Genomic DNA, 24,927 nt, shown 5'->3' with positions numbered 1-24,927 from the left:
CATCATTCCTTGCCTTTGTTAGAGTTGTCCCACTCGAAGTGAACACCGCACAGCGGGATGAAAATAAAGGTACTCTTTCCGAGCTGAAGCACATCGTACGCAGTAAGCTCGACTGGTGTGTACACTGCTTCATTGTTATGATAGGCAAGCCCCGACGCATCACCCGGGAGCAAGTAAAAGTTGCGTTTTTTCGGATCGTAAACAATTACCGCATGATTGCGGCGAGAGATCGTGTTGTCTCCGACGATTCGGATATGCATATCCTCTGCGCGACCGATGAAGTTCTTCTCCGCCATAATGCGGTAATCTTGACCTTGTTGCGGCCCCTCAATACATACCAGCCATCCGGTAACAGGCTCAATCCCTTCTGTTTCTCCCAGGTACGGCATCGTTTTATCGTCGTCTGCCACTCTCGCTTGTGCTTTGTTGTCCGGCTTTGCCCCAGGCTCAACGACCATACTGCAATAAGGGCAGGTACTTCCGTGTTTTCTGGTGCTAAACATGTGACCATTCGCGCATCTTGTCAAACTCATTCTTCTGCTCCCCCGTTTCGTTCCGTGCAAGGACGATATGTATGTGTGTAAAAGCGCTGTTTCCCCCGTTGTTATTTCAACAACAATCGGGTATTGGCTATGTAAATGATGTCGCCAGCCTTAACGTTATGCGGCTGTTCAATCTCCAGCTTACTCTTGTCTCGTTTGTTCGGCTGCTTGATGCCTGTGCCGTTTTTGGAATGAATATCCTCGATGAACCAATTCCCAGACGCTTGATTCAGAACCGCATGCTGCTTGCTGATCAAAGCAGCGTATTCCGCGTCCGCCAAGTCGATGTCGACCTCGTTTTGCGCGGAGCTTTTGCCGATCAAAAGGGATGTCTCTCCTTGGATGAACCACTCCTTCACGCTCTCTCCCTCTTCATCTAATAGAACCAGTTTGGTGACGCCATCCTCTTTCTTTGGCTCTGGTTCGTCAGGGCTTCCGAATTTGACGATAATGACCCCGAACAAAAAGAGTCCGAAGGCAATTCCTGTAATAATTTTCAGAGTGTTGCTGTCCGTATAACCAAAGACATAAATGAGTGCACTAATCACAAGAATGGAAATCAGCAGCTCTATGAGCTTCACTCTGATGGACTTTTGGTACCCTTTTTTCTTCGCCACATCCTTACCCCCAATCAACTACCTATAACTGCTCTTGTTCAAAAATTTGTCTTTTCAGCACCGAGAAAGTTACGTGAACCTGAAGAAGGAGGAGCGCAGTGTAGGGGCCCTACATGAGCACCGGACTTCAGAGGTGAACGTAACTTTCGATGCCGAATCAACTTCGCGAATGACTTCGTGATCAAAAGACGAATTTTTGAACTTCCTTTCAAGAAAAATGCTCCGAGCTTTGGGCGAATGGTGTATGTATGGACATCCATCCAAAGACAGGAGCAGGTTGCTACTACCTCTATGTCATGAAAGAGCTGTCATCCAAGCCCGATTTTTCCATCTTATTTTTTCTTCATGCGGAAAAACTGTTCAAACATATCCGTTGTATCCAGTGGATTTTTTTTGCCGGACTTCATGCTGTCGTTCATCTCGCCTGTCTTCGGATTAAATCCAAAAAATCGTTCAAAGGTGCTTCCCAAATCTTCGAAGTTCATACCCGGTGCAGTCTGTGCTTGCTGTTTGCTTTGCCCTTGTTTCGTGCCACTTGTATGGCCTGTCTGTTGTTTCTTCTGCTGAAAAGCTTCGTAACGCGCGTCGTACGCCTCGCGCAAGGCTGGGTCCTGCAATGTTTGATAGGCCTCAGTAATTTCTTTAAAAATTCTCTCTGACTCACTGCTCCCGGCATTTACATCCGGATGATGCTGCTTTGCCAGTTGACGGTATGCTTTTTTGATGTCATTCGTGGAAGCTTGTTTGGTTAGCCCCAGAATCTCGTAATAATTTTTCATGCATGCACCCTCTGTCTGGCAATGATTTTCGTTATTTTGTAGAGCCGTACCTCGAACACGGCTTTCGAGGTACGGCTCTTCCTACCTTACTTCTCTCAAAACCTAAACAGCGTAGCCGCCTTCGATTTTGGTGAGTTCGGTTTTGTCTTTCTTTTGCTTGATGAAGATGCTGAATGTTCCTACACCCTCGGTATCGCCAAAGCTCTCGTTGTAATCCACTACGAATGCGTTCGGGAAATGGATTTTGCGGATCACTTGATCAGCAGCGATTACTTCCAGTGTTACTTTGCGGTAGCAATCCGCTTTTTCTGCTGGTACCAAAGACCAGAGAGCCAGCTTCATGGTGTCATCCGCACTGTCACCATCTGTTGCAGTGATGATTTTGCCAGTCAGTTTCAGTGTTGCACCCACATCTGTGGAGCGCGCGTTGGAATCGTCTGGCGTGTCAGTGTCGTACTTTACTGTCTGAATGTTGTCCATGCCCAGCTCAATTGTTTCAGAACCTTCTACTTTGAGTCGAAAACCCATGGATAAAACCTCCTTGAAATGAAATCTTGCTCTCGAAATACCTGATTGGCTTCGAGGCTTATGTGTAAGGGTGCGTTTTGGGAAACACACCTCTAACCACCTGCGTAATGTGTCAAAAAGTTTCATAAACAGCTCTCCAGGGGATCAATGCTATGCTTTGACCGGAGTCGTTCCTTTGGTGATGGTGACCTCCAGATTTTTCACATTGCCGTTGAACACCAGATCGATATGGCACAGATTGCTCTTGTCATCAATGATGTAGCTCATGTCATCACCATCGTGAATGATGGAGTTCACGAAGCCGCGTGTGCCCAGCCATTTGCTTTTTTGGCTGCTCGGATTGTTACTGAAGAACTTCACGATGTTATCGTGTTTGAAATCACCAGTCTGGAAGCGGAGAATCCGCTCGATATAGGTGCTGACCAGTGTTTTGTAGATGGAATCAAAGCCGTCCTCTGCCATGGCGAGGCTGCGTGCCTTGTACACCGTAATGCGCTTGATATCTTTGCCTTGGATTTGTGCATTTTCCGAAGAGAAGACGAATCCAAAGTTTTTGCGGTTGATGGAATCTTTAATGTTGTTGGTGAAGCCAGAGATTTCTTTGGCCATTGTCGTGATAGCGCGCAGTCCATTTTCACCTGCTTCGATGTCAAAGCGCACACCCGGATATTCGCGGCTAACCACTTTGAATGCCTCACGCAAGTACTCTGGACACTGGTACGCTGCCACGACACCAGCAGCTACATAGCTGGCACCGACATAAACACCCTCGATCCACAGCTTCAGGATGTCTTCTTTTTCCTGGGACAGCTTCACGCCGTCTTCGGTTTGCAGCATTCTGCTGTCGATGACAACTCCTGATTTATCTTTCGGAATAATCGTGAAGTTCGGAATGCTCGGGATCGCGAATTCACTGAATTCTTTGCGCACCAGGATTCCGCACTTGTCGATGTATTTATCAATACCCGCAGTCGCCATGCTGTTGAAGGTCGTTTCTTCACCTGTACTGAAGCTGAAGAACACTTGTACCTTGAAGTCCTTGACGACTTGGAGCAGCATGGTGAGCGATTCCATCGTATTGCCGTCCTGCTTGACGACTTTTTCGTTCCCACGGAAACGCTCGCGAGTCACTTGTGCTTTTCCGGCGGAATCCATATCAACAGATGGAACGATTCCGAACCAGATCGTATCCGTGAAGTCGTTTTTCGCGTTGACCGTGTTCAGGTAAGTCTCCAGACGTGGAATGTTGCTGGACTTCACGAGCATGTCGAGCTTCGTATTCGTGATCAGCATAGCTGGCTGCATGCCTTTGTTCTTGGTCACGTACTGATCGAAGAACATCTTCACGCCCAAAATTTTCTCAACCAAAGGCTTCACCGTTTTTACGAAGTCGTCCTTGGCGTTTTTGTAAAACTCCAGATACGTATTGTAGTTCTGTACTTCTGTCTCAATGTTGACTTCGGTATGTACCGTCGGTAGCGGGCAGAAGGTGCGCACCACGAGATCTTTTACATAGGAGGATGGCGTCTCAGTGATCGACTCGTAATCCTCTTCGAAAACGTTCATCAGACCGTTTCCGCTGTTTTCATCGAGAACCATCAGCTCGCGGCTGTCATTCTTCGGTGCTTCGATGATCTTCAGTTCTCCGTCTTCCCCAATCGTCAGCATCCCGATCTGAATCGCTTCGGATTGGTTCTCTTCTTGTGCGCCGCCCAAGAGCAGTCGTGTTTTGATATCTTCAATTGCCAGCGGCAGCATCGCCATGACGTTGTTGTAGTTTCTGCTGGCATCCTCGAACATCGTGTTCAGCTTGTCACCGAGATCGAGCTTCTTCGGATCGCCATCATCGAGCTTTTCGTAATGGCCGTACAAGTAGTGAATCTCTTTGCGCACCTGACGGATGTCATCCATCACTTTTTTCGGGGAAATCATATCGAGCAAATTCTCGAATTTGAAATCCACATTTGTGATCCCTTGGCTACGCTTCGTATCAATCAGGGTAAACAGCATTTTCAAGAAGTCGTTGCTCTGATCGATCTTGATCTCAGAAATCGCATCCTCTGCAATTCCGTCAGGCTTTTTCAAGGTGTACATCACTTTTTGGTTCGCTGCATTGTAGAACGAATACACGCTCGGGGAGAACTTGTCCAAAAACTCATCGAAGCTGCGCACGAGGAGGTGCTCGTTGATCTCCTTGATCTTGTCGTCACTGAGACTGTCGATGCCTTTTACATCTCCAACAATAGTGATCAGGTCCAATTTTTCCGGGTTGATCTCTTCGAACAGCATGGTTCGGTTGGTCTGGTTAATAATGTCCATAAATGGCCCCTTTCGGTTGTCTGCATAACCACTTAGTCCTACTTGATAGATGATGAGTCCTACTTCTCGAAAGAAAATGAAAATCGTGACATTTATACCAAAAACAAGCAAAAAATCTTGCCTCTAAATTAAACGTAGCCCGCATAATTTGTCAACATTCCTCGGAATGTGACGATTTTCCTATATCCCGAAGACCATTCCCAGTATTTAGACCCATTTTATTCCACAAATCTTCCTTTTCTTGGATTCTCGTTTTATGCTGAAGACACAGAGTCTCCTTTCCTAGTTCTTCGAAAAAATTGTGATAAGCACAGCCTTGTCCACTCTCTTACTAGGAAAGAAGCACAAGGACTGATAGATATTTCTCCCTAGTTGCCGCTGGGGAGTATTATGCATTCACCTCATATTTACATAAATGGGTGTTATTAACTTTTATATACATCGGCAATATGAAACCGATTTTTTATACGAACAAACATTTATAGGTAAATCGTCCCATTTTAGTAAGGTATGAACTTTTTAAAATTTTTTTCAGAAAAAAGGTGAATGTATGTACAAAAATCGTCAGTCAACCCTCTCTCTGCCGCCACTTTTTCGAATGGTGGTCATTGGACTGCTTCTTCCCATGCTCTTCTTGTCCGCCCCTCTTACTGCGGGGGCAAATGGAACAGCAGATGCGGGAGTAGACGCGGTCTTTGTCATTGATACGAGTAATTCCATGAACAAAACGGACCCTGGCAAAACAGCCGCAGAGGTCATGAGTATGTTCATTGATATGAGCGAAGCCACGCGTACCCGCATTGGCTTTGTCGCTTATAATGATCGAATTGTACAAGCTCAGTCTCTAGCGAGCATGGCCGAAGCAAGAAATCGGGAACAGCTCAAGCGAACCATTCAAGGGATGCGGTACTCTGGGTATTCGGATTTAGGACTCGGTTTGCGCAGAGGGGCAGATCTGATTGAAAAAGCAAAGGACCCGGCACGCAAGCCATTTTTGATCCTTCTCTCAGACGGGGGAACAGATTTGCGGCAAAATGCGGGTGGCAGGAGTGTGGCAGCATCCAACAAGGACGTGGAGACAGCTATCGCAAAAGCAAAAGCGCAAGGCTATCCCATCTATACGATTGGCCTCAATAGCGATGGCACCGTCCAAAAGGAACAACTGAAAAAAATCGCAGAGGCAACAGGCGGAACTTCCTTTGTCACACAAAGTACGGATGATCTGCCCGAAATCTTCAATCAGATTTTTGCCAAGCATATTCAATCGCAGCTCGTGTCGGTGGCGGCGATGACAGCTACCGGAGGCTTGCAGGAAGTGACCGTGACCATTCCTAACGCCAGCATGCAGGAAGCGAACATTATCCTATTGTCGAACAATCCGCTGCTGGAATCGCAAGTGTACTATCAATCGCAAAATGTGCATTTTATGAAATCAAAAAAATACTCCCTGATGAAAATAGAAAAGCCGAAGAAGGGAAACTATCTCGTAAAATTTAGAGGCAAACCCGGGGATTTGGTGAAAATCAATTTACTGGGGAATTACAGTTTGATGGCTGGTGTAGAGGTCAAACCTGAACCTGTTATCAAGGGGAATCCTGCTACGTTTACTACCTATCTCCACCATCTGGAGGGTGGCAAACGACTGGATGACAAGGATGTGTACGCATCCATGCAAGCAGAACTGATCGTAACCGATCTCGCGGGGAAAAAAGAAGAAAAGGTCCCGATGAAGAATCTTGGCGATAGCTTTACAGTCGACTACGTCTTCCCTCACACGGGCAAGTACGAGTGGAGAATTTTTATGAATGGCCCGGACTTTTATCGCGAGACGGCTACGAGCGTTTTTGATATCACGAATATCGCGCCAGTTGCTGCCTCGGTAAATACCTTGACGATCGAGAAGGAAAACGGTGAGCAGGCTATCGATTTAGGTTCGTTCTTCACCGACGCCAATAACGACAAGCTGACCTATACCATCGTCACCGCTGATCCAGACGAACGATTTGTCGCTACGATTCAAGACGCGGCTCTGAAGCTCTCACCAGAGAAAAGCGGCACATCAGAAATCACCATCACCGCCACGGATGCGGAAGGAGCAAGTGTCACTGGCCCGCTCGTCATTACCGTACACTCGGTATGGGATCGCTACATCACCATCGGCATGATTGTGTTGCTCGTAGCTGCGATCGGCTATGGTGTTTACCTGCTTACACGTCCTAAACCTGCCTTTGTGGGACGTCTTGAGGGGTATTTCCTGCACACGGCAAGCGGCAATGACATTCCTGTCAAGTTTTGGCCTCTCGCCTCCTTTGGCAAGAAACAACGGATCACGTTGCAGGATCTGTTCTCCAGTTTGGACGTGAATGAGCATTTGCCCGAAGCGCAGAAGATTTACTTCCAGCCAGGAAAAAATCAGACGCTACTCTTGGTCAATCATAGTCACTGCACAGTTGAGCAGGGCAAGGAAGCCATGCCCCGACATAAAAAGCTCGTCCTCCAATACAACGACAAGGTGTATGTGACCTTCGAGGATCGGATGACCGAGATCGAAATTCGCTTTAAGAAAACGTCTAGTGAGGAAGCTTCCTAAAAGAGAAGCGCGCCTTTCCCTTCCAAATCAGATGCTCTGCACGAATCGCTGTCGCAAACAGCTTGAGTGTGGGGCATCTTTTTTTCGAGTCGACGGCCAAGCCCCACATAATGACATTCGCCAGAAGCAGCGGAACCTCAGGGTTGATCGTTCGAAGCGATGGCAAGCGATCCTCAATCACTCTTGCCGCCACATCAACGGGACGCTCTTTGGTCAGACAGTAATACAGCGTGGCAGCCAGGCTGTAAATATCTGAGATGACTCCTTGCTTGGATTGACCCGAGTAAAACTCAAGCGGTGAATATCCTTCTGTCGTCACGATCGGCTTGGGTTCATCCTTATCGAAATAGATCGCGGAGCCAAAATCGATCAGCATAGGATGACCAGCTTCTGTGACCAAGATGTTTTTCGGCTTGATATCGCGATGAATGATGCCTTTTTTGTGCAAATAGTCTAATCCGTCAAATACCGGAAGTACCGTCTGATGCAAAAATGCTCCCAGATCAAGCTCGGCTTGGGCTAATACATACTCATCCAGCGTCTTCCCTTTGCAATAGTCAACGACGAGATAACCTGTGCCATTTTCGGCAAAATGGTCGATGTATCCGATGATAGTTGGATGATTCAGTTCTTGGTGTAGGGACGCCTCTTGCCAAAAGCTGTCTAGTAGCATGTCGAATTTGGCTTGTAACGATGGTCTGCGACAAATGACCTTCACGTGATCCAAATCTCGCATAGCTAATACTTGAGGGAAAAACTCTTTGAGAATGAGTGTCCGCTTGCTTTTCATATGGTAGACCACATACACATTCGACAGCTCACTTGTGGAAATGGTCTTTTTGATCCGATAAGCTTTTTGCAGGATCGTGCCTTTTTTCAGACCTCTTTCCCGTTCTATCTGTCCCATGTCATGGCCTCCCCTATCTTTCCTCTCAAAAAATGATAACGAAAGATGGGGGATTCTGGCAATATAAAGAAAAAGGATGGAGAGAGGAATGATTGATCATGGCACATTTGGAATCGTTGCTTCACGTACAAGTTCCCGTAAAAAATTTGGAAGAGGCCATTGTCTGGTACTGCAATCACCTTGGCTTTTCCTTACAGGCGCAGTATCGTACTTCCGCTTTTCTTGCATTGTCTGCGGGGCCCACCTTGATGATATGGGAAACGGATGAGCAGACGTCCACAACCTTTACCGTTGATCATCAACCCATGCCTGTCTTTTTGTACACCACTTCCGATGTGCATGCACTCCATGATTATTTGCAGGCCCATGAAGTCTCGATTACCCACTACCAAAACGATGGCTTCGGATGGGTGCTCAAGTTTTTTGACCCGAGCGGAAACATGTGGGGAGTCATTCAGAAGAACAACTAGTCAGTTGGATATGGAAAAAACAAGAGATCGCACCCTATTCAAATCATTACATGTGATGATTTTTCACAGCTTTTTCTTTGATGTTGCAGCTGCTCCCATAAGTGCTGGCCGCGTTGATAGAACGGAAACGCGATAAAGGTCAACAGCATGAGGATAGCGAAGATGATCGGCCCTTGCCCAAAGCCGAGTACTTGGAGCAATACCCCGCCGACCCACGCACAAACACTCTGTCCAAGGAAGGCAAAGCCGCTGGCGCCATAATACGCTCCACGTAAATGCTGGGGAGCGATCTCACCGATCAGGATATCTCCGACGACAAAGCACAAGATTTCGCCGATCGTAAATACCACCATCGCCACGGAGAGCCAAAATAAATTCGTAAATAGCCCGAAACCGAGCAACCCCAGTCCAAACAATAGACAGCCCAGCTTCAACGCGGTCATCGATGAGTACCGCTTCATAAACTTCGCGAGCGGATATTGAAGCGCTAAAACCGAGATAGTATTCACGACAAACAAAAAGGAATATGCCTCTATTCGATCATGCCCAATGTACTGGGAGAGTGTGGTGTCCAGATGTGAGTAGGCACCAGCAACGAACAAATTCCCGAGCAACAAGTAAAGAAATACTTTGTCTGTAAAAACAATGCGTGCCATCTGATTCATGGTGACCGGATCAGCAGCCACGTCCTTCTTCAACTGTTCCTTGAATATGACCATAAATACCACCAACACAGCTGCGTACACGGCAAAAATAATGGCTGTGACGAGGAAGGGTAACAAGGATGTGCTCCCTGCGCCCAGCTGCAAGCCGATTAACGGACCGATTGCTCCCCCCAGGTTGATTGCGAAATACCTGGCGTTGAAAACAGCTGCCCGCTGATCATCCGACGTGACATCCGCCAGCAGGGCACGGGCAGTCGGCTCAAATACATTTCGAAAAAGGCCGTTGCAGGCACTTAAAACAAAGAACATCCACGTCTCCGTCGCAAAAACGTATCCGATCAAGACGATGCTCCAAGCTCCCATCGCAGTGATCATCACTGGATATCTGCCCAATCGGTCTGACAGTGCTCCCCCGGCAAAGCTACTAATCGTTCCAACCAGCAAGCTGAGTGCGAGGATCGAACCAACGATCGCCGGATCAATTCCTTTTACCTTTCCTAAATAAATGCCTAAAAACGGAAGCGTCATAAAAAAGCCTGTGCGTGACAAAAAGGTTCCAATAATGACACCCCATGCCACCGGATGAAATCTCATTCTCCCCATCTCTCTTTCCCATTCCCGTTTGTTATCTCTCGTGTTATCTTCAGTATATGGATCTAGAAAAAGGGGAAAAAGGGTTCGATTTGATTGAATTCGATCACCTTTTCGCCTATGCATTTTTATATGAGAAATGGGGGCCTGCATGGTTACCGTTCTGCATTTTTTAGAGCTTCGTTCGTTTTTTCATCAAGAAGAACTCGGGAAACCGTTCCCTGTCTCCATCGAAAAGCTGGCTGGGATTTGGCATTGCACGCCTCGCTACGCCAAGCTGATTGTCCGTAAGCTAGTCGAGCTGCGTTGGATCGAATGGAAGGCGGGACGCGGGCGAGGGAATGTCTCGGTCATGACGCTTCATGCTGATTCCGATGAAATCCTCCTCACCGAGGTCAAGCTGCAAATAGACAAGGGCGACGTCAAAGAAGCGATGGAGCTCATGAATCGCTACGGCAAAGCTGCCGTCAAAGACCAGATCATGGATTGGCTCTCAGAAGGAATGGGCTTCTCCAACCACTCGGTATCGAACCGTTCCCAAGATATCATCCGCTTTCCGGTGTACCGCACGATTGTGACGCTGGACCCTGGTCACGCTTATTATCACTTCGATGCCCATTTGGCGGGACAGATATTCAATACGCTCGTCCATTATGATCTGAACAGTCGGTCTATTTTGCCTTCCATCGCCCATTCTTGGGAAAGCAGCCCTGATGCAAAGCAGTGGACCTTTTATTTGAAAAAGAACGTGCTTTTTCACCATGGACGGGAATTGACTGCCCATGATGTCGTTTTTTCCTTGAATCGACTACGTTTTCATCCAGACAAGTATGAAGCAAGCTGGATGTTTCGTGACATAGAACTGATTGAGGCTATGGATCAGCGAACCGTGCGCATCCTGCTAAAAGAACCGAATTACTTGCTGCTGCGGCTACTAGCAACGATTCACGCAAGCATTGTTCCAGAAGAAATCGTTCGGCAGGATGAAAAAGGCTTTGGAGAAAAGCCAATTGGAACCGGCCCCTTTCAACTGACCCGCCTTGATGAGAGGATCTGTATTCTAGAGGCATTTCCAGCTCATTTTCTTGGGAGACCGCAGTTGGATCGTGTGGAAATTTTGATCTTCCCCGAGTTGGATATGGGGCGCCTAAAAGAACCAAATTGGGCGTCAGTGATGGTGTCGCACGGGGTCCAGTCGAAAGCACAAGCATTGAAGGAAGCAGTCATTCAGGATGGTCAGGACTGGTGCGATACGGAGGCGTTTTTTTCCTGCTGCAATTTGCTTGTTTTTAACCAGTGGAAGAGCGGTCCGCACAATCATTTCAAGTTCCGCCAAGCGCTGGATCGGCTAATTGACCGGAATCAAATGATAGCCGATTTGGGCGGAGATCGCATACACCCTGCAAAAGGCTTCCGCACGTATCACCCTGCTTTAAGGGAGGTAAGAGCGAGAGAGAACGAGCAGCTCTGCCATGCTGAGATCATGTCCCTGCTACAGGAAAGCGACTATCAGGGAGAAACATTGCGTCTCGTGACCACAGCCTACCATGAAGAAGATGCGCTATGGATTCAACAACGATGCGGCGATTATGGCATTCATCTGGAAGTCGCCGTGAGAGAACCATGGGAATTTTCGAATCGCGATTGTTTGCCTGAACATGACTGCCAGCTGTACGGCAATGTGTTTAGCAGCGATCAAATTAGCGAGCTGGAGATGTATTTGCAAAGAAATTACTTTCTCCCCGCATTTGATGAAACATTGGCTCGAGCGATTAACAAGGAGATTTGCTTGACGTTTCAGGAGCCAGACCGGCTTGCTCGGGAACACCATCTCGCCAGGATCGAAGCCATGATCAAGGAAAACTATGCTGTCTTGTACCTGGTTCAGAAAAAGACCCTTACGTCGTTTCACAAGTCTCTACGAGGCGTATCGATCAATTCGTCGGGGTGGCTAGACTTTCATAAGATCTGGTTTCAGCCGGAGGCGTTGCAGCAGCAGTTGTAACGAGAGGCGCGGTTGTGGTGGAGGAAGAAGTGCATTTCCAGTCTACGCTTCGGCCTCCGCCCCGCTGTGGGTATCACTGTCCGCTCCGAAAAGAATGGCGGGAGCGCTTCAAACCAGAAAACGTTCCAACGTTTTTGTATGTGATAAAAGCTGAAATTCCCCGCCATTCTTTTCTACGCTGGGGCGGGCTCCAGAGGCGCTTAGACTGGAAATGCACTTCTTCCCACGCGGCTTTTTATTAAAACAAGGTGATACTAGAAGCCATTCTTCGAAGGATTATGAAAGCATCCCTGAGTTGACCTCAGAAAATGGGGTAAAACCCTGAACTTAACAATAGCTGTACGAAAGCCCTGTCACATGTTTGGAAGGAGACCGCCCGAACGAAGAGAGGATATAGGCGACTGGAAAACATGTGGCAGGGCTTCTCCCCGACCACAACCGTTCAAGGACATCTTTATTCTTTCAAGCTAAAAAAAAGCAATCCAAGAGCGATCTTGGACTGCTTTTTTCTAATAAGAAACTACTTTGACTGGTGATAAACTTCTTTACCTGCTACAAAAGTCATTGTCACGTCAAATTGTGTATTCAAAACCGTGATATCTGCATCGTACCCTGCTGCCAGACGTCCTTTTCTGTCGCCAAAGCCAAGGATACTTGCTGGCGTATGGGAAGCCATTTCCACTGCCTCTGGCAACGCTACTCCGCTCAGCGTAACCATATTGCCGACGGCCCGATTCAGCGTCAGGATACTTCCAGCAAGTGTTCCGTCTGCGAGCTTTGCCTGGTTGTCGTGGACGTGAACCTCTTGTCCACCAAGGTCGTACGTCCCTTCGCCCATCGCGGCTGCCCGCATGGAATCGCTGACGAGGGCGAGACGTTCAGCCGTTTTGACCCGATATAAAATCTTCATGACTGCTGGATGCACATGGATGCCATCTGCGATCAGCTCTGTGCTCAACTGCTCATGATACATCGCGGCGCCCACTACGCCCGGCTCCCGATGATGCAGTCCTGTCATGGCATTGAAGCAATGTGTAAAATGGCGCACGCCCGCATCTACCGCTTCCGTCGCCTGGGCAAATGTAGCGCCTGTATGTCCAGCAGACACGATGACATCACGTTCTTTTAACCATGCAATCGCTTCAAGTGCTTCCGGTTGTTCAGGCGCAATCGTCACGACCTTGATCAGACCTTCTGATAACCCGTACAGCTTTTGCACTGCATCGAGCTTGGGGATCGCGATGTTTTCTTCTTTTTGCGCTCCCTTGTAACGAGGATTGATCCACGGGCCTTCCAGATGGATGCCGATCGTTTGCGCCCCCGGAAGCCCTTGCCTGCTGTTCTGCGCGATGTTTACCAGCACCTGCTCCAATTGATCATAAGGAGCTGTCATCGTCGTCGCCAAAAAAGACGTCACCCCATGCCGTGCAAGTGCAGTCGAGATAGCCTGAAGTGATTCCGGCGTCCCGTCCATCGTGTCGTATCCATCAATCCCATGCATGTGCATATCGACGAATCCAGGGCAAATCCAGCCATCCTCTACTGTCACCACATGATTTGGCAAAGCTTTTCCATACTCATCAGCCTTGCCAACATAGGTGATCTTTCCATTTCCCACGACTACGAGACCATTATGCAATTCCTGTCCATCTGCGACAAGGTTCCCCTTGAGAGCGTATTCCTGGTTCACTTTGATTTCCTCCGTCTTTCGCGTGGCTTTCTTTGCGCCTTTATTCTACTGGGGTTGCCCCAGATTGCTGCAAATCCTCGTCGTCTCCGCTGCCAGCTTTTCAACGAGCTCACTCGCACTAATTTCCTGGCTGAGTGGAGCTGCTTGCCCCGCCCACATCGACATGTACGCAATTTGCTGCTGCTTGCCCGCTGCGGCTCGAATGTCTTTGGTCAGGGCATTTTGTACCGGATAGGTCGGGAGCTCGTGATCAAATGGGGCGAGCGTTGTCATAAACTCATTTTGAATACCCCTTGCCCATTTACCAGAGAAAGCACGTGTCATCACGATGGACTCTTCCCTCGTCTCCAAAATGGCCTTCTTGTGCAGGGCATGTGCTCCGCTCTCCTTACACGTCAGAAAAGCCGTTCCGAGCTGTGCCGCCTGTGCCCCGAGCGCGAGTGCTGCTGCGATCCCTCGACCATCCATGATCCCTCCAGCCGCGATGACGGGAATCTTGACCCGATCCACCATTTGCGGGACGAGCGCCATTGTTCCAATCATATTGCCTGGTGAATCTGGCAAAAAGGAACCACGGTGCCCGCCTGCTTCGCTACCTTGGGCGGCAATCATATCAACTCCGCTCGCTTCCAATGCAATCGCTTCGCGAACGGTTGTCGCAGTTCCGATGACAGTGATTCCCCGCTGCTTCAACTCTGCCATCAAGCGATGATCCAGAACACCAAAGGTAAAGCTGAAAACGGCGGGCTGTTCCTCCAAAACGACAGCCATCTGCTCACCAAACGGCTCTGTAAATTGCGTCACCTGCGGATTTTGCGGGATGCCCAGTCGATCTCGTACCTCATTCATTGCCTGGGTAATGCTCTCTGCGATCGGCTGGTCGGCATCATAATCTTCCGGGATAAACAGATTCACCCCAAACGGTTTGTCCGTTAACGCCCGAATAGACTTGATCGCCTCACGAATCTGCTCAGGTGACATATACGCCGCACCGAGCGTTCCGAGTCCCCCTGCTTCTGAGACAGCGGCTACTAGGGCAGGTGTGGTCGCCCCCCCTGCCATTGGCGCCTGAATAATCGGCCATTTCAAATGTAAACGCGAAGTGATAGGATTGTTTGTCCACATGGTAAATCCACTCCTCAGCTTATCGTTGTTCAAAATGACAACCGCTTTTATTGTTTACTAGTTGATTGGTCGTCGCTGCGAATCCATTCAAGAAACTGAGCCAACACCCGGGCGGTTAACCCCCAGATGACACGCCCGTCCACCTCATAAAACAAATGCTCGACTGTCCCTTTTCGCCATGGATATCGCTTGCCACCCGGGATCAGATGATAAGGAAAATCCTCTTCGGGCTCGGTCATGACTGAGGAAAGATACTTCGCTGGCTGTGTTGCCAACAGCCGATCGAGTGGAAGGATAAAGACCTCTCCGACCTCGTCTGGATTCGGCTTCATGTCAGGAATTCCTTCCACGTATCCAATAAAGGGCGTAATGATAGAGGAGCCTGGCCCAATCACCTGATCCAGTTCGCCTACAAAATGAATCCGATCAAGTGGAATACCCAGCTCCTCGCTTGTTTCCCGAGCAGCCGTCGCCCAACGGGATTCGTCACTCTTCTCAGCACGCCCTCCCGGAAAACAAACCTCGTTCGCCTGTCGCCGCATCGTACTGGCTCTTTTTTCAAATAAAATGCCTAGCTGGTTGTCAGCCATTTTGACGAGCGGGAGCAAGACACTGAATGCGCCGCTCGTCCCTCGTTCACGTTCTTGCAATCTCTTGGAAATCTCCTTGATGGCAGGAGCAAGGGAAGCCGCCCCTGATTCCTGTGGCAGGTACTGGGAGACCTCGATCAAATTATGGTCCGGATCACGCAAATACACCGAACGAATTGGCCCGATGGCGCCTGTTTTTGGAACAGGTCCTTCCACCAAATGGACGCCGCATGCATGAATATGCTGGATGACTTGCTCCAGTGGAAGCGATGTGACAAGACATAGATCAGCGGAGCCGGCGACTGGATGCATCGCTTTTGGCTCCCATTCTTGTCCGCTTTGATGCAAATTGATTTTTTGCTGGCCGAAGTGCAGGGCCATCCTGCCGTCGCCAAACGTTACAACCTTCATTCCCAGGACTTTTTCGTAAAAGTGACAGGTTGCTTCGATGTCTTTTACCGTCAAAACCAAGTGGTCTAATCGATCGATCATATGCCTTTACTCCTTCTCGTCCCGATACATGCTTATGCTGATATTATAGCAAACACAAGGCGGTTGCTTCTTCCCCCCATTGTCCTCCAACATTTCCCTCTTTTCAATTCCCAAATTGCCTGATCTCCACTTCGCTGTATACAAAAACGAGCGTCTTCCTCGTAACTAGACGGGAAAACGCTCGCCAAATCCACAATTTGCGAAACTATGCTTTTGAACGTGCCAGCAAGTACAAGAAATACGGAGCACCGATAACGGCTACAACGATACCAGTCGGAATCTCTGACGGCTGCATGATCCAGCGTCCGATGGTATCAGCCACGATGACCAATAGTGCACCCGCTAGCGCTGATGTAGGCAAAAGCATCTCATGCTTTGGCCCCACTAGTCTGCGGGCCAAATGCGGACCGATCAACCCGACAAAACCGATGCCTCCACTCACTGCCACGCAGGAAGCAGCAAGCCCGACTGCGGCAGCCAGCAGCTTCAATTGCTCTTTGGCAACGGGTGCACCCAAGCCTTTCGCCAACTCTTCTCCCAAATTGAGCACGTTCATGACACGTGCTTTGTAAAAAACATAGGGGATTAAAATGGCGATCCAGGGCAGCAACGAAAGAACGAACTTCCAGTTGGTCCCCCAGATACTACCGGCGAGCCAAGTCGCCACAAACTGGTACTTATCCGGACTCAGCTTCAGCGTCAAGACGATCATCGCGGCACTCATCCCAGCCGCCACGGCAATCCCCGTCAATACGATACGGGTCGGAGACAATCCCTTGTGTCTTTTATATGACAATACGAAGATCAGCGCTGCTGTCACGCTGGCTCCAAGCAAAGCCAACACCGGTAGCAAAAAAACAGGTGCGGCAGACGTGGATGGATAAAACGAAATGAACAGCATCACCATCAAGCCAGCACCAGCGTTGATCCCTAAAATACCGGGCTCTGCCAATGCATTGCGGGAAATCCCTTGAATAATACACCCGGATACGGCAAGTCCTGCCCCAATCAAGAGGGAAATAACAATCCGCGGCAAGCGGAATTCAAACAAGATCAAGCTTTGTTTGTCTGTTCCAGAACCGATCAGCGTCAACAGCAGATCGCTTGGTGACAATCGTATGTAGCCTGTGTTCATACTGATGATAAACGCGATGAAAATGAGGATAGCGAGTATCGTCATAACCGCAAAGGCTCTATTTCTTTTGCGGGTTTGGTAATGGGAAACCATATGCTGCATGATTACATCTCCCTTCTTTCTTTACGCGCCAAGTAAAGGAAGAACGGTACACCGATTAGCGCAATAAGTGCCCCTAACGGCGTCTCATACGGCGGATTTACCATTCTTGCGGCCAAATCGGCGAAAACGACGAGCAAGCTGCCCAAAATGGCTGAACAAGGAATGATCCATCGGTAATCGACCCCAACCAAAAAGCGGGTCATATGCGGAATGATCAATCCAACAAAGCCTACTGCCCCAACAACGGCAACTGCTGATCCAGCCAAAATCAGAACGATGATCATGCCTGCCAGTTTCACTAACGCCGTGCGCTGCCCCAATCCTTTTGCTACCTCTTCTCCAAGACTGAGCATCGTAATGGAACGCGACAGCATCATGGCACCAATGAGGGCTGCGAGAATCCACGGAAACATGACTTCAAGCTGAAACCATTTGGTTCCCGCCACACCGCCTGCATACCAGAAGGCCAAATCTTGTCCAATTTTAAAGTAAAGGGCGATCCCTTCGCTTAACGCAGACAATAGTGCGGTCAATGCGGCACCCGCCAAAACGAGTCGCACGGGAGTCAAGCCGCCTTTTGCCAAGGACCCAATCCCGTAAACCATACCTGCCCCGACACCAGCACCCAAAAAGCTGTAGAGAATCAGGTACATGAACGGCAGACCCGGGAAAAAAGCGAAGCAGAGAGCCAAAACAAATCCGGCGCCTGCATTCAAACCAAGCAATCCGGAATCTGCCAGCGGGTTGCGTGTCATCCCTTGCATGATGGCACCTGCAACAGCGAGACTGGCCCCGACCATTGCACCACCGAGCAGTCGCGGCAAACGAATCTCCTGAATAATTTGGTGTTGCGTAATATCAGGATTAAATTGAAAAATAGCTTCCCATACGACAGCAAAGTGGATGTCGGCTGCTCCAAATGACACAGACAAAAACATCCCCAGTATTAATGCGAAAACCCCGCCGGTCAAAATTAGCGTCGCTGCCCAAGGGCGAGAGCGAAACGCAACCGGCTTTCCGTTATTCCCCTCTTTCAGGGAATGTGCGTGTTGACTCATACGTGCCACCTTTTTTTGTTAGTATGGAGCTGAGTTGTTTTTGATGATATTGATTCTTATTATCATAAAAGAATTTTAGGCGATGTATGAAAACAGTGTCAATGGACAAACGTGCACTTATCTTTGTACATTTAGGCTAACACCTTGAGGACATCATCGACTTTTTTCCCGTTGGCGATCACACCGTGGTTCATCCAGGTCATGAAATCCACCTGGTACGCCCGCTTGTTTTGGACAGCAGGAAGCGCTTGCCACACGGGATGGTTGAGCTGTAGCTGTTCGGCACCTGGTTTTCCCTGATGCCATTTGTCAAAGGCGAAAAAAATATGATCAGCATCCAGCGTAGACAACTCTTCCCACGATACCCCTTCTCTCCCCTGCTTGGCAAATTGTTTTTTTACCAGTGGAGCTGGCTCCATTTCCAAATCTTGAAACAACACCTGCGATGTGTAGTTTTTCTCCACAAGGATTTCATCGGCCGATATGCGCAAGAAGGCTACCTTCTGCCCTTTGAGACTGCGTCCCATTACATTTTTGGCCGCTCTTACTTTTTGTTCATACTGCTCGATTGACCGCTCTGCCAATTCACTTCGGCCCAACCGATCACCAAGGGTGCGCAATGTTTTTCGCCACTCAGGACCGAACTGCCGAATCACGCATGTGAAGGCAATCCGGGCACATTTGGCATACGCATTCTCCTTCCAGCCTGTACATTCGCGAAGCATAATGACATCTGGGGCACGACTGGACAAGAGCTGCACGTCATCTGTCAGCACATCGTAGGTCGGTACATCATGCAGGCCCAAATAGTCCTGCTGCCCCCAATATGTATGCGCCCATTGAACAACGGGTCGAATGCCGAGAGCTAGCAAATAATCCTCCATATAAAGAGAGACGACTCGTAAATCATCCCGATGAATGTTGCGATATTTTCCTGGCGCGAGCCCTACACTCTGCTTAAAACGACGATTGAAATAATACTCGCTGTTGAATCCGACATTTTGGGCGATCTCGTTGATCCGATCACCTGTCATGAGCAGTAGCTGCTTCGCCTGATTCATCCGCAGCTGATGGATGTAATCAAGCGGTAGTTGTCCTGTTATTTCTTTGAAAAGCTGTGTGTATCGCCAACGTGCCACATGCGCTTCCTCTGCCAACTGCTCTACGGTCAGCGGCTCCTGGTAATGCTCCTCTACATACGCAATCGAACGTTCAACAGCTCGCCTCGGGTCCAAACTTGTTTTACCTGGCACATTTTGCTGGGCCAAAACGCATAGCAATTCCTCAAACCGCACGTGATTAAAAAATAGTTGCAGCGCCTCCGTGGCATCGCGATGCTTGTAAATCTCCGCAATCGATTCAACGACACGTGAAAAAGGCGTGCAGGTCAACTCCCCCGTACAGAAAAAAGCCTCGGAAGATTGGGCCTTCGTCGGAGATCCCGTGTGGACGACACGAAAAGTCAGATAATAATAGTCGAGAACATGACTCGTGCAACTGATCCGAACGTTCTGACGCGGTGCTGCAATCCAGCAACGCTCCCGAGTGAACCGATAAGTCGATGATTCGATTTCAATGAGCCCTTCTCCGTCTGTCGCTACAATCATCGTGTAGTCTTCCGGCTCTTGATAGTCCTGCCATCTTTCCACATTTCCTTTTTGGATGGCCGTCATTGCAAAGAATGATGGAGGAGATAGCTTGGTCCCGGATGCTTCGTTATTCATCTCCCTCACCCTTCTCGTGAGAATGATTATCATTTATTATTATAATGAGTAAACATCCCGAGGACAAGCTCCACAAATGAAAAAGAAAGCGCATCAGCCGATATGACGCGCTTTCTCTATTGAACTCGATTACTTTACAAACGCTTTGACCAAGTCGTCTGCCTTCTTCATATTGGCCAGTATGGCACCGGATTGCCAATGTGTCCGATCCATTGGGTAGACATGGCCTTTTTTCACAGCAGGAACAGATTTCCAGATTGGGCTCTCCAAAATCTTGAGCGCATCCTTGTTTTCTTCGGAAGTCCACGTGCCGTTCGACGGGAAAACAATGATATGGTCTGCATCGATAGCCGGGATGGCTTCTTCTGATAATACCACATGTGTTTCTTGATTTTTGGCAGCGGAATATGGCGTAAGGCCCAACTCCTTATAAAGCATGCCTGTGTAAACATTGCCATCTCCGAAGAGGGCCAAATTCGGCTTATTTCCCACGTTCAAACGAATGACAGCTACTGTTTCATTGCCAATCGCCTTTTCTAGCTTTGCTTTCGTATCCGCAATTTTCTCATTGTACTTTTGGATCGCTTCGTCTGCTTTTTCTGGAACGCCTAGCACCTCGGCGATTTTCTTGAGTCTTCCAATCGTGTCGTTACGGAGTTCATCCGGCAGCTTGTACGTAGGAGCTACCTTGCTGAATTCCTCATATTTCTTGGGATCAGCGTAGCCATCCACAATGATAATATCCGGATTGGCTGCAAGCAACGCTTCCATACTTCCTGTAATATCAAAAAGCGGCACGTCCAGCCCGAGGTAATCCTGTTTGCCCCATGCCGGGTGATACCACTGGACAACCGGGGTCACACCCAATGCTGTCAAGAAGTCCTCCTGATAAATAGCAGCTACCCGCTGTGGCTTTACCGGAATCTCTACATCGCCATAGGCGTCTTTCACCACTTTGGTTTTCGCAGCGGTGTTCTCTGTCGGTGCTTTCTGCTCAGTGGATGTTGGCTCCGCTGCTTTTTCTGCACACGCAGTTAACACGAGCATCATGATCAATAATAATGCCATCCATGCCAATCCTGCATTCCGAACCGTTCTTACCATCTTTCTACCCTCTCTCACATCTGTTGATGATTATCGAATTGATTCTCATTCTCACTATTTGCATCCTGATCATATGTGTTTCCTCGCCATCTGACAATGCATTTTCTCCATTATTTTTTGTCCAAACTCCACAACTGTCCATGTAAAATCCTACTTTTTGTACAAAATCAATGATGGCTATCTGACGTTTGTCCATTGAGCTGCTAAGCTATATCTGATAATGATTATCATTAGATAACAAACAGATTCAAACGACTACTGGAGGAAAATAGAAATGAAACACATGCGCAACATGACCGGAACGTTAGGAATTTTCATACTGGCTGCCAGCTTGCTCATTGGATGCAGTCCATCCGCTTCGCAAACAACTACCGCTTCCACACTTGGACAAGAAGCAACAAGCGCAACGAGCAGCGAGGCAAGTCAGAAAAGCCAAACGCGTCCATATACTGATTATCTCGGGCATGTAGGCAACATCCCGGTCTCCCCTGCACGAATCATCTATTCCGGTGAGACATTTGGCGATATGCTCGCGTTGGGCGTGAAGCCGATTGGGGGATTCGGGTACACCAACCAAATCTTTGAAGACCAACTGCACGATGTCCAGAATGTCGGTTTTCCCATTAATCTCGAAAAGGTCCTTGAATTACAGCCTGACTTGATCATCCATGCAAATACCGAAGAAAAAGAATATGAACAGCTATCCAAAATCGCCCCTACCGTCATTTTTGATACATTCGCCCCGTTGGAAGAGCGGATGACCCAGCTCGGTGATATGATTGGGAAACCGGAAGCAGCCACCAAATGGCTTGCCGATTACAAGCTCAAATCGGAGGAGATGTGGAAGAAGCTGAAGGAGTCTGGCATCATGAAAGAAGGAGAGACCGTCTCTGTCTTTACCTATTATCCAGGTGATCGGCTGTTTGTCATGGCAAGAACAGGGCTTTCCCAAGTCCTCTACGATACAAACGGATTCAAGCCCACTGCGCCCATTCAGGAAATACTCGATGCACAAAAAGGATTTGAACTCATCTCTGTGGAACGTTTGCCCGAAATAGCGGGAGATCGTATCTTTATTCTGAATACTGCGAGCGAGGAAGCTGAGAAATCAACGCAGGAGCTGCTAAAATCACGCATCTGGAAAGACCTTCCTGCTGTTAAAAACGGTTATGTCTACTTTATCGACATCGAAAAATCTAGCAGTGATGCGACAACAAGAGAGTGGCTCCTGCAAAGGATTCCTGAAATCCTGGCGAAGTAGTCCATCATGTCCGCCTGAATGAAACATGAGAAGCTTTTCAACAATGATTGAAAAGCTTCTTTTTTTTGTATACGATTGATAAAGCGAGTGATAATTATTCTCATATAAAAAAGGAGGGCATAACCGATGCTTCAATCTATACCACCTCATCCCCCGCTCGGTTCCCTTCATTTTCAGTTGTGTCAAGTAGAGCAGACGGCAAGTCCTTCACCCACTCCCTTCCATACCCTGCTCTTCTTCACAAAAGGTTACGGCAGCCTCCGTATTCACGATCAAACGATTTCGCCTTTGGCAGGAAAGTGTTTTTTGCTTTCACCGTCTACTCCTTTTGCGATCGAATCCTTGTACGACAGCGCGACTGAGTGCTACCAAATCTCGTTTACTGTCATCTCGTTCGATCCAGACAATAGACCCCTACCGTACCCATACGCATTGCTTGATGGCCGTATCGAGCTGTCCGCTCACCCCTCTGCCCGGCTCTTGCGCTTATGTGACGCTTTGCTCTTAGGCAAATCAACTTCTTCAGAAATGGACAGCTATTGGCAGCAATTGCGGTTCCAGAAGCTGCTCGGATTTTTGCTGGAACAAAATCTGTCTCCTGACCTTATCCCTAGCAAGAGCAAAGAGGTCGAGAACAGCATTCGTTATATCCAACAAAATTATCAAGAGAACATGACGGTCAAGCAGTTGGCACAACTCGCCAATGTGCCGTCGTGGCAGTACACGCAGCTCTTTCGCCAGTTGACGGGTAAAAAGCCTTTGGAATATGTGACAGCGCTGCGTATTCATCATGCGAAAGAGCTCCTGAAAAGCTCGAACGATTCATTGCGGGACATCGCCTCGCAGGTCGGCTTCATGGATGAGTATTATTTCAATCGTCGCTTTCGAAAGACGACCGGTTACACGCCAAGGCAATATTCCAGGCTGACTCACCGCATGGAGCTCGTGCAGGACTGGACAGGCCATGAGGTAGAGATCCCCCTTCAGCCACAACGCATCCTTTATATTGGGGAGACGTTTAATGATTTGCTCGCACTCCATGTTGAAAATATCGTCGGAGGGAATTTTACCTGGATGGAACGAACCATCTATCGAGACAAGGTAAGACACATGCAGGATATCGACTTTCCCGTTGACTATGACCATTTGAAGTCATTGAAGCCAGATCTGATCATTTTCGCGAACGCAGAAGAAGACAAATACAAGCAGATGAGCCGGATTGCCCCAACGCTCACGTTTAATTCATTTGCTTCGCTGGAGGAACGGTTGCATACACTCGGAGATTGGCTGGGGAAAAAGAACGAGGCGCGGGAATGGCTCAGGAAATACCACATGAATGCTGCCACCATGTGGAATCAGCTCCGCTCCGAGCTTGTGCCTGGTGAGACTGCATCTGTCTTTATCCATGAGCATGGCGGGCGTCTGTTCGTAATGGGCACCTCAGGACTTTCCTCCGCCCTCTACCATCCAAACGGTTTTTCTCCTGTGGATAAAATTCAAGAAGTACTGCAAGCTGGCTACGGCTTTATCGAAATTCGTGAGGAGGACATCCCCCTGTACGCAGGCGATCGGATCTTTATGCTGCTGTCCGAAGACACTAAATCGCGTCAAGCTACTTCTGAATTGATGCAAAGTGATAGGTGGCAGAGTCTGCCTGCCGTTCAGAACGGCTATGTCTATTTTGTAGAAGCCCAAAAATGGAATTGGGGCGCTGCTCTTACCAGAGAGAGATTGCTGCAAATGCTGCCACTTTTGCTGCGCCATTCTTCCTGAAGCAAACAGGCCAGCTTCCCTGTCTTGGGGAATCGCTGGCCTGCTTACTCTTACTACTACTCCTCTGCTACCATCCATGCTACGTTTTTTGCTTGGAGTCCTTTATTCCATTCTGCTGGTGCTGCCATATCGCTGATCACGATGTCGACCTCTCCTAAGTCTGCGATCTTGCACAATGTGCTGACACCGATCTTAGAATGGTCCGCTAGCACAATGCTTTCATTGGCATTTTCGATGAAACAACGGGCGAGTTCCGTTCGATCTGGCTCATAGCAGGTCAAGCCTTTATGGAGCAGGATGCCGTCAGCCGCGATAAACGCCTTGTCCACATAAAATTGTTTCATCATCTTCTCTGCATAGGTCCCGCTTACCCGATGATGCTTGGCGCTCACCTTTCCACCCAGGAAGTAGATATCTGCCGCAAGCATTCCATTGTTTTGGTACTCGATTAATCGATTCAGCGCCGTGATCGAGCTAGTGAGGATCGTCAAATCTTTTTTCGTCACGAGAAAGCTGATCATTTGCAAAGGCGTTGTCCCTTCATCGATGACAATGGTATCGCTATCTTGCACCAAGTCCGCTGCCAGCCGCCCAATCCGTTTCTTTTCTTCCGCTCGCAAGACTTCACGGGCAAAATGAGAGGGCTCGGAGCGCTCCACTGTCAGCTTTACTGCCCCGCCATAGACGCGCTTCAGCTTTTTCTCCGCCTCCAGCTCTTCCAAATACCTGCGGATAGACTCAGACGATACTTGCAGCTTTTCGACCAGCTCATTGGTCCGCACCTTGCCATTGGAATTGATCAACTGCAAAATGATTTGCTTACGCTCTTCCCCGAACAACGACACGCCGAATGTCCCCCT

General features: G+C 48.6%; 20 protein-coding genes. 5 read left to right on the top strand and 15 right to left on the bottom strand.

Going from position 1 to position 24,927, the window contains the following annotated elements; all coding sequences use genetic code 11:
- Window positions 1-2: 2 nt before the first annotated feature.
- The 5 genes from HPY28_RS16605 to HPY28_RS16585 all read right to left on the bottom strand — a co-directional run bounded on the left by HPY28_RS16605 (window position 3) and on the right by HPY28_RS16585 (window position 4,785).
- Window positions 3-533 (bottom strand): FHA domain-containing protein, encoded by a 531-nt coding sequence (locus tag HPY28_RS16605; RefSeq protein WP_174226070.1) that lies wholly within the window; start codon window positions 531-533, stop codon window positions 3-5.
- Window positions 534-604: 71 nt separating this feature from the next.
- The gene (locus tag HPY28_RS16600) at window positions 605-1,159 is read right to left on the bottom strand and encodes an FHA domain-containing protein (protein WP_106834193.1); all 555 of its coding nucleotides are present in this window, start codon (window positions 1,157-1,159) and stop codon (window positions 605-607) included.
- 332 nt (window positions 1,160-1,491) lie between these two features.
- Complete coding sequence (locus HPY28_RS16595; protein ID WP_017252083.1) at window positions 1,492-1,938, bottom strand: J domain-containing protein; 447 nt, start codon at window positions 1,936-1,938, stop codon at window positions 1,492-1,494.
- A 102-nt stretch (window positions 1,939-2,040) separates the two neighbouring features.
- Entirely contained in the window at window positions 2,041-2,466 is a 426-nt protein-coding gene (locus HPY28_RS16590) for a hypothetical protein (protein WP_017252084.1), read from the bottom strand.
- A gap of 150 nt (window positions 2,467-2,616) precedes the next feature.
- Window positions 2,617-4,785: a transcriptional regulator gene (locus HPY28_RS16585; RefSeq protein WP_173624061.1), complete on the bottom strand. Its 2,169-nt coding sequence runs from the start codon at window positions 4,783-4,785 to the stop codon at window positions 2,617-2,619.
- Between the two features lie 550 nt (window positions 4,786-5,335).
- Between HPY28_RS16585 and HPY28_RS16580 the strand changes: the two genes are divergently transcribed.
- The gene (locus tag HPY28_RS16580; protein ID WP_174230967.1) at window positions 5,336-7,375 is read left to right on the top strand and encodes a VWA domain-containing protein; all 2,040 of its coding nucleotides are present in this window, start codon (window positions 5,336-5,338) and stop codon (window positions 7,373-7,375) included.
- Here HPY28_RS16580 and HPY28_RS16575 read toward each other — a convergent pair.
- Window positions 7,356-8,282, bottom strand: coding sequence for a serine/threonine protein kinase (locus HPY28_RS16575; RefSeq protein WP_173623989.1), 927 nt, complete (start codon window positions 8,280-8,282; stop codon window positions 7,356-7,358). The genes HPY28_RS16580 and HPY28_RS16575 overlap by 20 nt on opposite strands.
- Before the next feature lie 98 nt (window positions 8,283-8,380).
- Between HPY28_RS16575 and HPY28_RS16570 the strand changes: the two genes are divergently transcribed.
- Window positions 8,381-8,752, top strand: coding sequence for a VOC family protein (locus tag HPY28_RS16570; protein WP_026043370.1), 372 nt, complete (start codon window positions 8,381-8,383; stop codon window positions 8,750-8,752).
- A gap of 38 nt (window positions 8,753-8,790) precedes the next feature.
- On the opposite strand, the gene HPY28_RS16565 is transcribed toward HPY28_RS16570, so the two are convergent.
- On the bottom strand, window positions 8,791-10,011 hold the full coding sequence (locus tag HPY28_RS16565; RefSeq protein ID WP_174230966.1) for an MDR family MFS transporter: 1,221 nt from the start codon (window positions 10,009-10,011) through the stop codon (window positions 8,791-8,793).
- 148 nt (window positions 10,012-10,159) lie between these two features.
- Here HPY28_RS16565 and HPY28_RS16560 point away from each other — a divergent pair, with 148 nt between their 5' ends.
- Window positions 10,160-12,013 carry an SgrR family transcriptional regulator gene (locus tag HPY28_RS16560; RefSeq protein WP_174230965.1) on the top strand — a complete coding sequence of 618 codons (1,854 nt, stop codon included), beginning with the start codon at window positions 10,160-10,162 and terminating at the stop codon, window positions 12,011-12,013.
- A gap of 520 nt (window positions 12,014-12,533) precedes the next feature.
- On the opposite strand, the gene nagA is transcribed toward HPY28_RS16560, so the two are convergent.
- The 7 genes from nagA to HPY28_RS16525 form a co-directional block, all read right to left on the bottom strand.
- Window positions 12,534-13,703 (bottom strand): N-acetylglucosamine-6-phosphate deacetylase, encoded by a 1,170-nt coding sequence (nagA, locus tag HPY28_RS16555; RefSeq protein ID WP_174230964.1) that lies wholly within the window; start codon window positions 13,701-13,703, stop codon window positions 12,534-12,536.
- Between the two features lie 45 nt (window positions 13,704-13,748).
- Complete coding sequence (locus tag HPY28_RS16550) at window positions 13,749-14,828, bottom strand: NAD(P)H-dependent flavin oxidoreductase (protein ID WP_174230963.1); 1,080 nt, start codon at window positions 14,826-14,828, stop codon at window positions 13,749-13,751.
- Window positions 14,829-14,875: 47 nt separating this feature from the next.
- On the bottom strand, window positions 14,876-15,910 hold the full coding sequence (locus HPY28_RS16545) for a VOC family protein (RefSeq protein WP_174230962.1): 1,035 nt from the start codon (window positions 15,908-15,910) through the stop codon (window positions 14,876-14,878).
- A gap of 205 nt (window positions 15,911-16,115) precedes the next feature.
- The gene (locus tag HPY28_RS16540) at window positions 16,116-17,147 is read right to left on the bottom strand and encodes a FecCD family ABC transporter permease (protein WP_174230961.1); all 1,032 of its coding nucleotides are present in this window, start codon (window positions 17,145-17,147) and stop codon (window positions 16,116-16,118) included.
- Window positions 17,148-17,149: 2 nt separating this feature from the next.
- Complete coding sequence (locus HPY28_RS16535) at window positions 17,150-18,205, bottom strand: FecCD family ABC transporter permease (RefSeq protein WP_069848110.1); 1,056 nt, start codon at window positions 18,203-18,205, stop codon at window positions 17,150-17,152.
- Window positions 18,206-18,336: 131 nt separating this feature from the next.
- Window positions 18,337-19,929 (bottom strand): AraC family transcriptional regulator, encoded by a 1,593-nt coding sequence (locus HPY28_RS16530; protein WP_174230960.1) that lies wholly within the window; start codon window positions 19,927-19,929, stop codon window positions 18,337-18,339.
- Between the two features lie 129 nt (window positions 19,930-20,058).
- Window positions 20,059-21,033, bottom strand: coding sequence for an ABC transporter substrate-binding protein (locus HPY28_RS16525; protein WP_174230959.1), 975 nt, complete (start codon window positions 21,031-21,033; stop codon window positions 20,059-20,061).
- Window positions 21,034-21,307: 274 nt separating this feature from the next.
- Between HPY28_RS16525 and HPY28_RS16520 the strand changes: the two genes are divergently transcribed.
- Together HPY28_RS16520 and HPY28_RS16515 are read left to right on the top strand one after the other, a co-directional pair.
- The gene (locus HPY28_RS16520) at window positions 21,308-22,294 is read left to right on the top strand and encodes an ABC transporter substrate-binding protein (protein WP_174230958.1); all 987 of its coding nucleotides are present in this window, start codon (window positions 21,308-21,310) and stop codon (window positions 22,292-22,294) included.
- 126 nt (window positions 22,295-22,420) lie between these two features.
- Complete coding sequence (locus HPY28_RS16515) at window positions 22,421-24,067, top strand: AraC family transcriptional regulator (RefSeq protein WP_017252100.1); 1,647 nt, start codon at window positions 22,421-22,423, stop codon at window positions 24,065-24,067.
- Window positions 24,068-24,123: 56 nt separating this feature from the next.
- Here HPY28_RS16515 and HPY28_RS16510 read toward each other — a convergent pair whose 3' ends face one another.
- On the bottom strand, window positions 24,124-24,912 hold the full coding sequence (locus HPY28_RS16510; protein ID WP_017252101.1) for a DeoR/GlpR family DNA-binding transcription regulator: 789 nt from the start codon (window positions 24,910-24,912) through the stop codon (window positions 24,124-24,126).
- Window positions 24,913-24,927 lie beyond the last annotated feature (15 nt).

The organism is Brevibacillus sp. HB1.2 (assembly GCF_013332495.1).
GTDB classification, from domain to species: Bacteria; Bacillota; Bacilli; order Brevibacillales; family Brevibacillaceae; genus Brevibacillus; species Brevibacillus porteri.
This window is presented reverse-complemented; position numbering and strand designations above follow the sequence as displayed.

Bases quoted from the DNA above. Each gene is read 5' to 3' on its own strand.
- HPY28_RS16605 (WP_174226070.1), bottom strand. From the start codon at position 533: ATGAGTTTGACAAGATGCGCGAATGGTCACATGTTTAGCACCAGAAAA.
- HPY28_RS16595 (WP_017252083.1), bottom strand. From the start codon at position 1,938: ATGAAAAATTATTACGAGATTCTGGGGCTAACCAAACAAGCTTCCACG.
- HPY28_RS16590 (WP_017252084.1), bottom strand. From the start codon at position 2,466: ATGGGTTTTCGACTCAAAGTAGAAGGTTCTGAAACAATTGAGCTGGGC.
- HPY28_RS16585 (WP_173624061.1), bottom strand. From the start codon at position 4,785: ATGGACATTATTAACCAGACCAACCGAACCATGCTGTTCGAAGAGATC.
- HPY28_RS16580 (WP_174230967.1), top strand. From the start codon at position 5,336: ATGTACAAAAATCGTCAGTCAACCCTCTCTCTGCCGCCACTTTTTCGA.
- HPY28_RS16575 (WP_173623989.1), bottom strand. From the start codon at position 8,282: ATGGGACAGATAGAACGGGAAAGAGGTCTGAAAAAAGGCACGATCCTG.
- HPY28_RS16570 (WP_026043370.1), top strand. From the start codon at position 8,381: ATGGCACATTTGGAATCGTTGCTTCACGTACAAGTTCCCGTAAAAAAT.
- HPY28_RS16565 (WP_174230966.1), bottom strand. From the start codon at position 10,011: ATGAGATTTCATCCGGTGGCATGGGGTGTCATTATTGGAACCTTTTTG.
- HPY28_RS16560 (WP_174230965.1), top strand. From the start codon at position 10,160: ATGGTTACCGTTCTGCATTTTTTAGAGCTTCGTTCGTTTTTTCATCAA.
- HPY28_RS16550 (WP_174230963.1), bottom strand. From the start codon at position 14,828: ATGTGGACAAACAATCCTATCACTTCGCGTTTACATTTGAAATGGCCG.
- HPY28_RS16545 (WP_174230962.1), bottom strand. From the start codon at position 15,910: ATGATCGATCGATTAGACCACTTGGTTTTGACGGTAAAAGACATCGAA.
- HPY28_RS16540 (WP_174230961.1), bottom strand. From the start codon at position 17,147: ATGCAGCATATGGTTTCCCATTACCAAACCCGCAAAAGAAATAGAGCC.
- HPY28_RS16535 (WP_069848110.1), bottom strand. From the start codon at position 18,205: ATGAGTCAACACGCACATTCCCTGAAAGAGGGGAATAACGGAAAGCCG.
- HPY28_RS16530 (WP_174230960.1), bottom strand. From the start codon at position 19,929: ATGAATAACGAAGCATCCGGGACCAAGCTATCTCCTCCATCATTCTTT.
- HPY28_RS16525 (WP_174230959.1), bottom strand. From the start codon at position 21,033: ATGGTAAGAACGGTTCGGAATGCAGGATTGGCATGGATGGCATTATTA.
- HPY28_RS16520 (WP_174230958.1), top strand. From the start codon at position 21,308: ATGAAACACATGCGCAACATGACCGGAACGTTAGGAATTTTCATACTG.
- HPY28_RS16515 (WP_017252100.1), top strand. From the start codon at position 22,421: ATGCTTCAATCTATACCACCTCATCCCCCGCTCGGTTCCCTTCATTTT.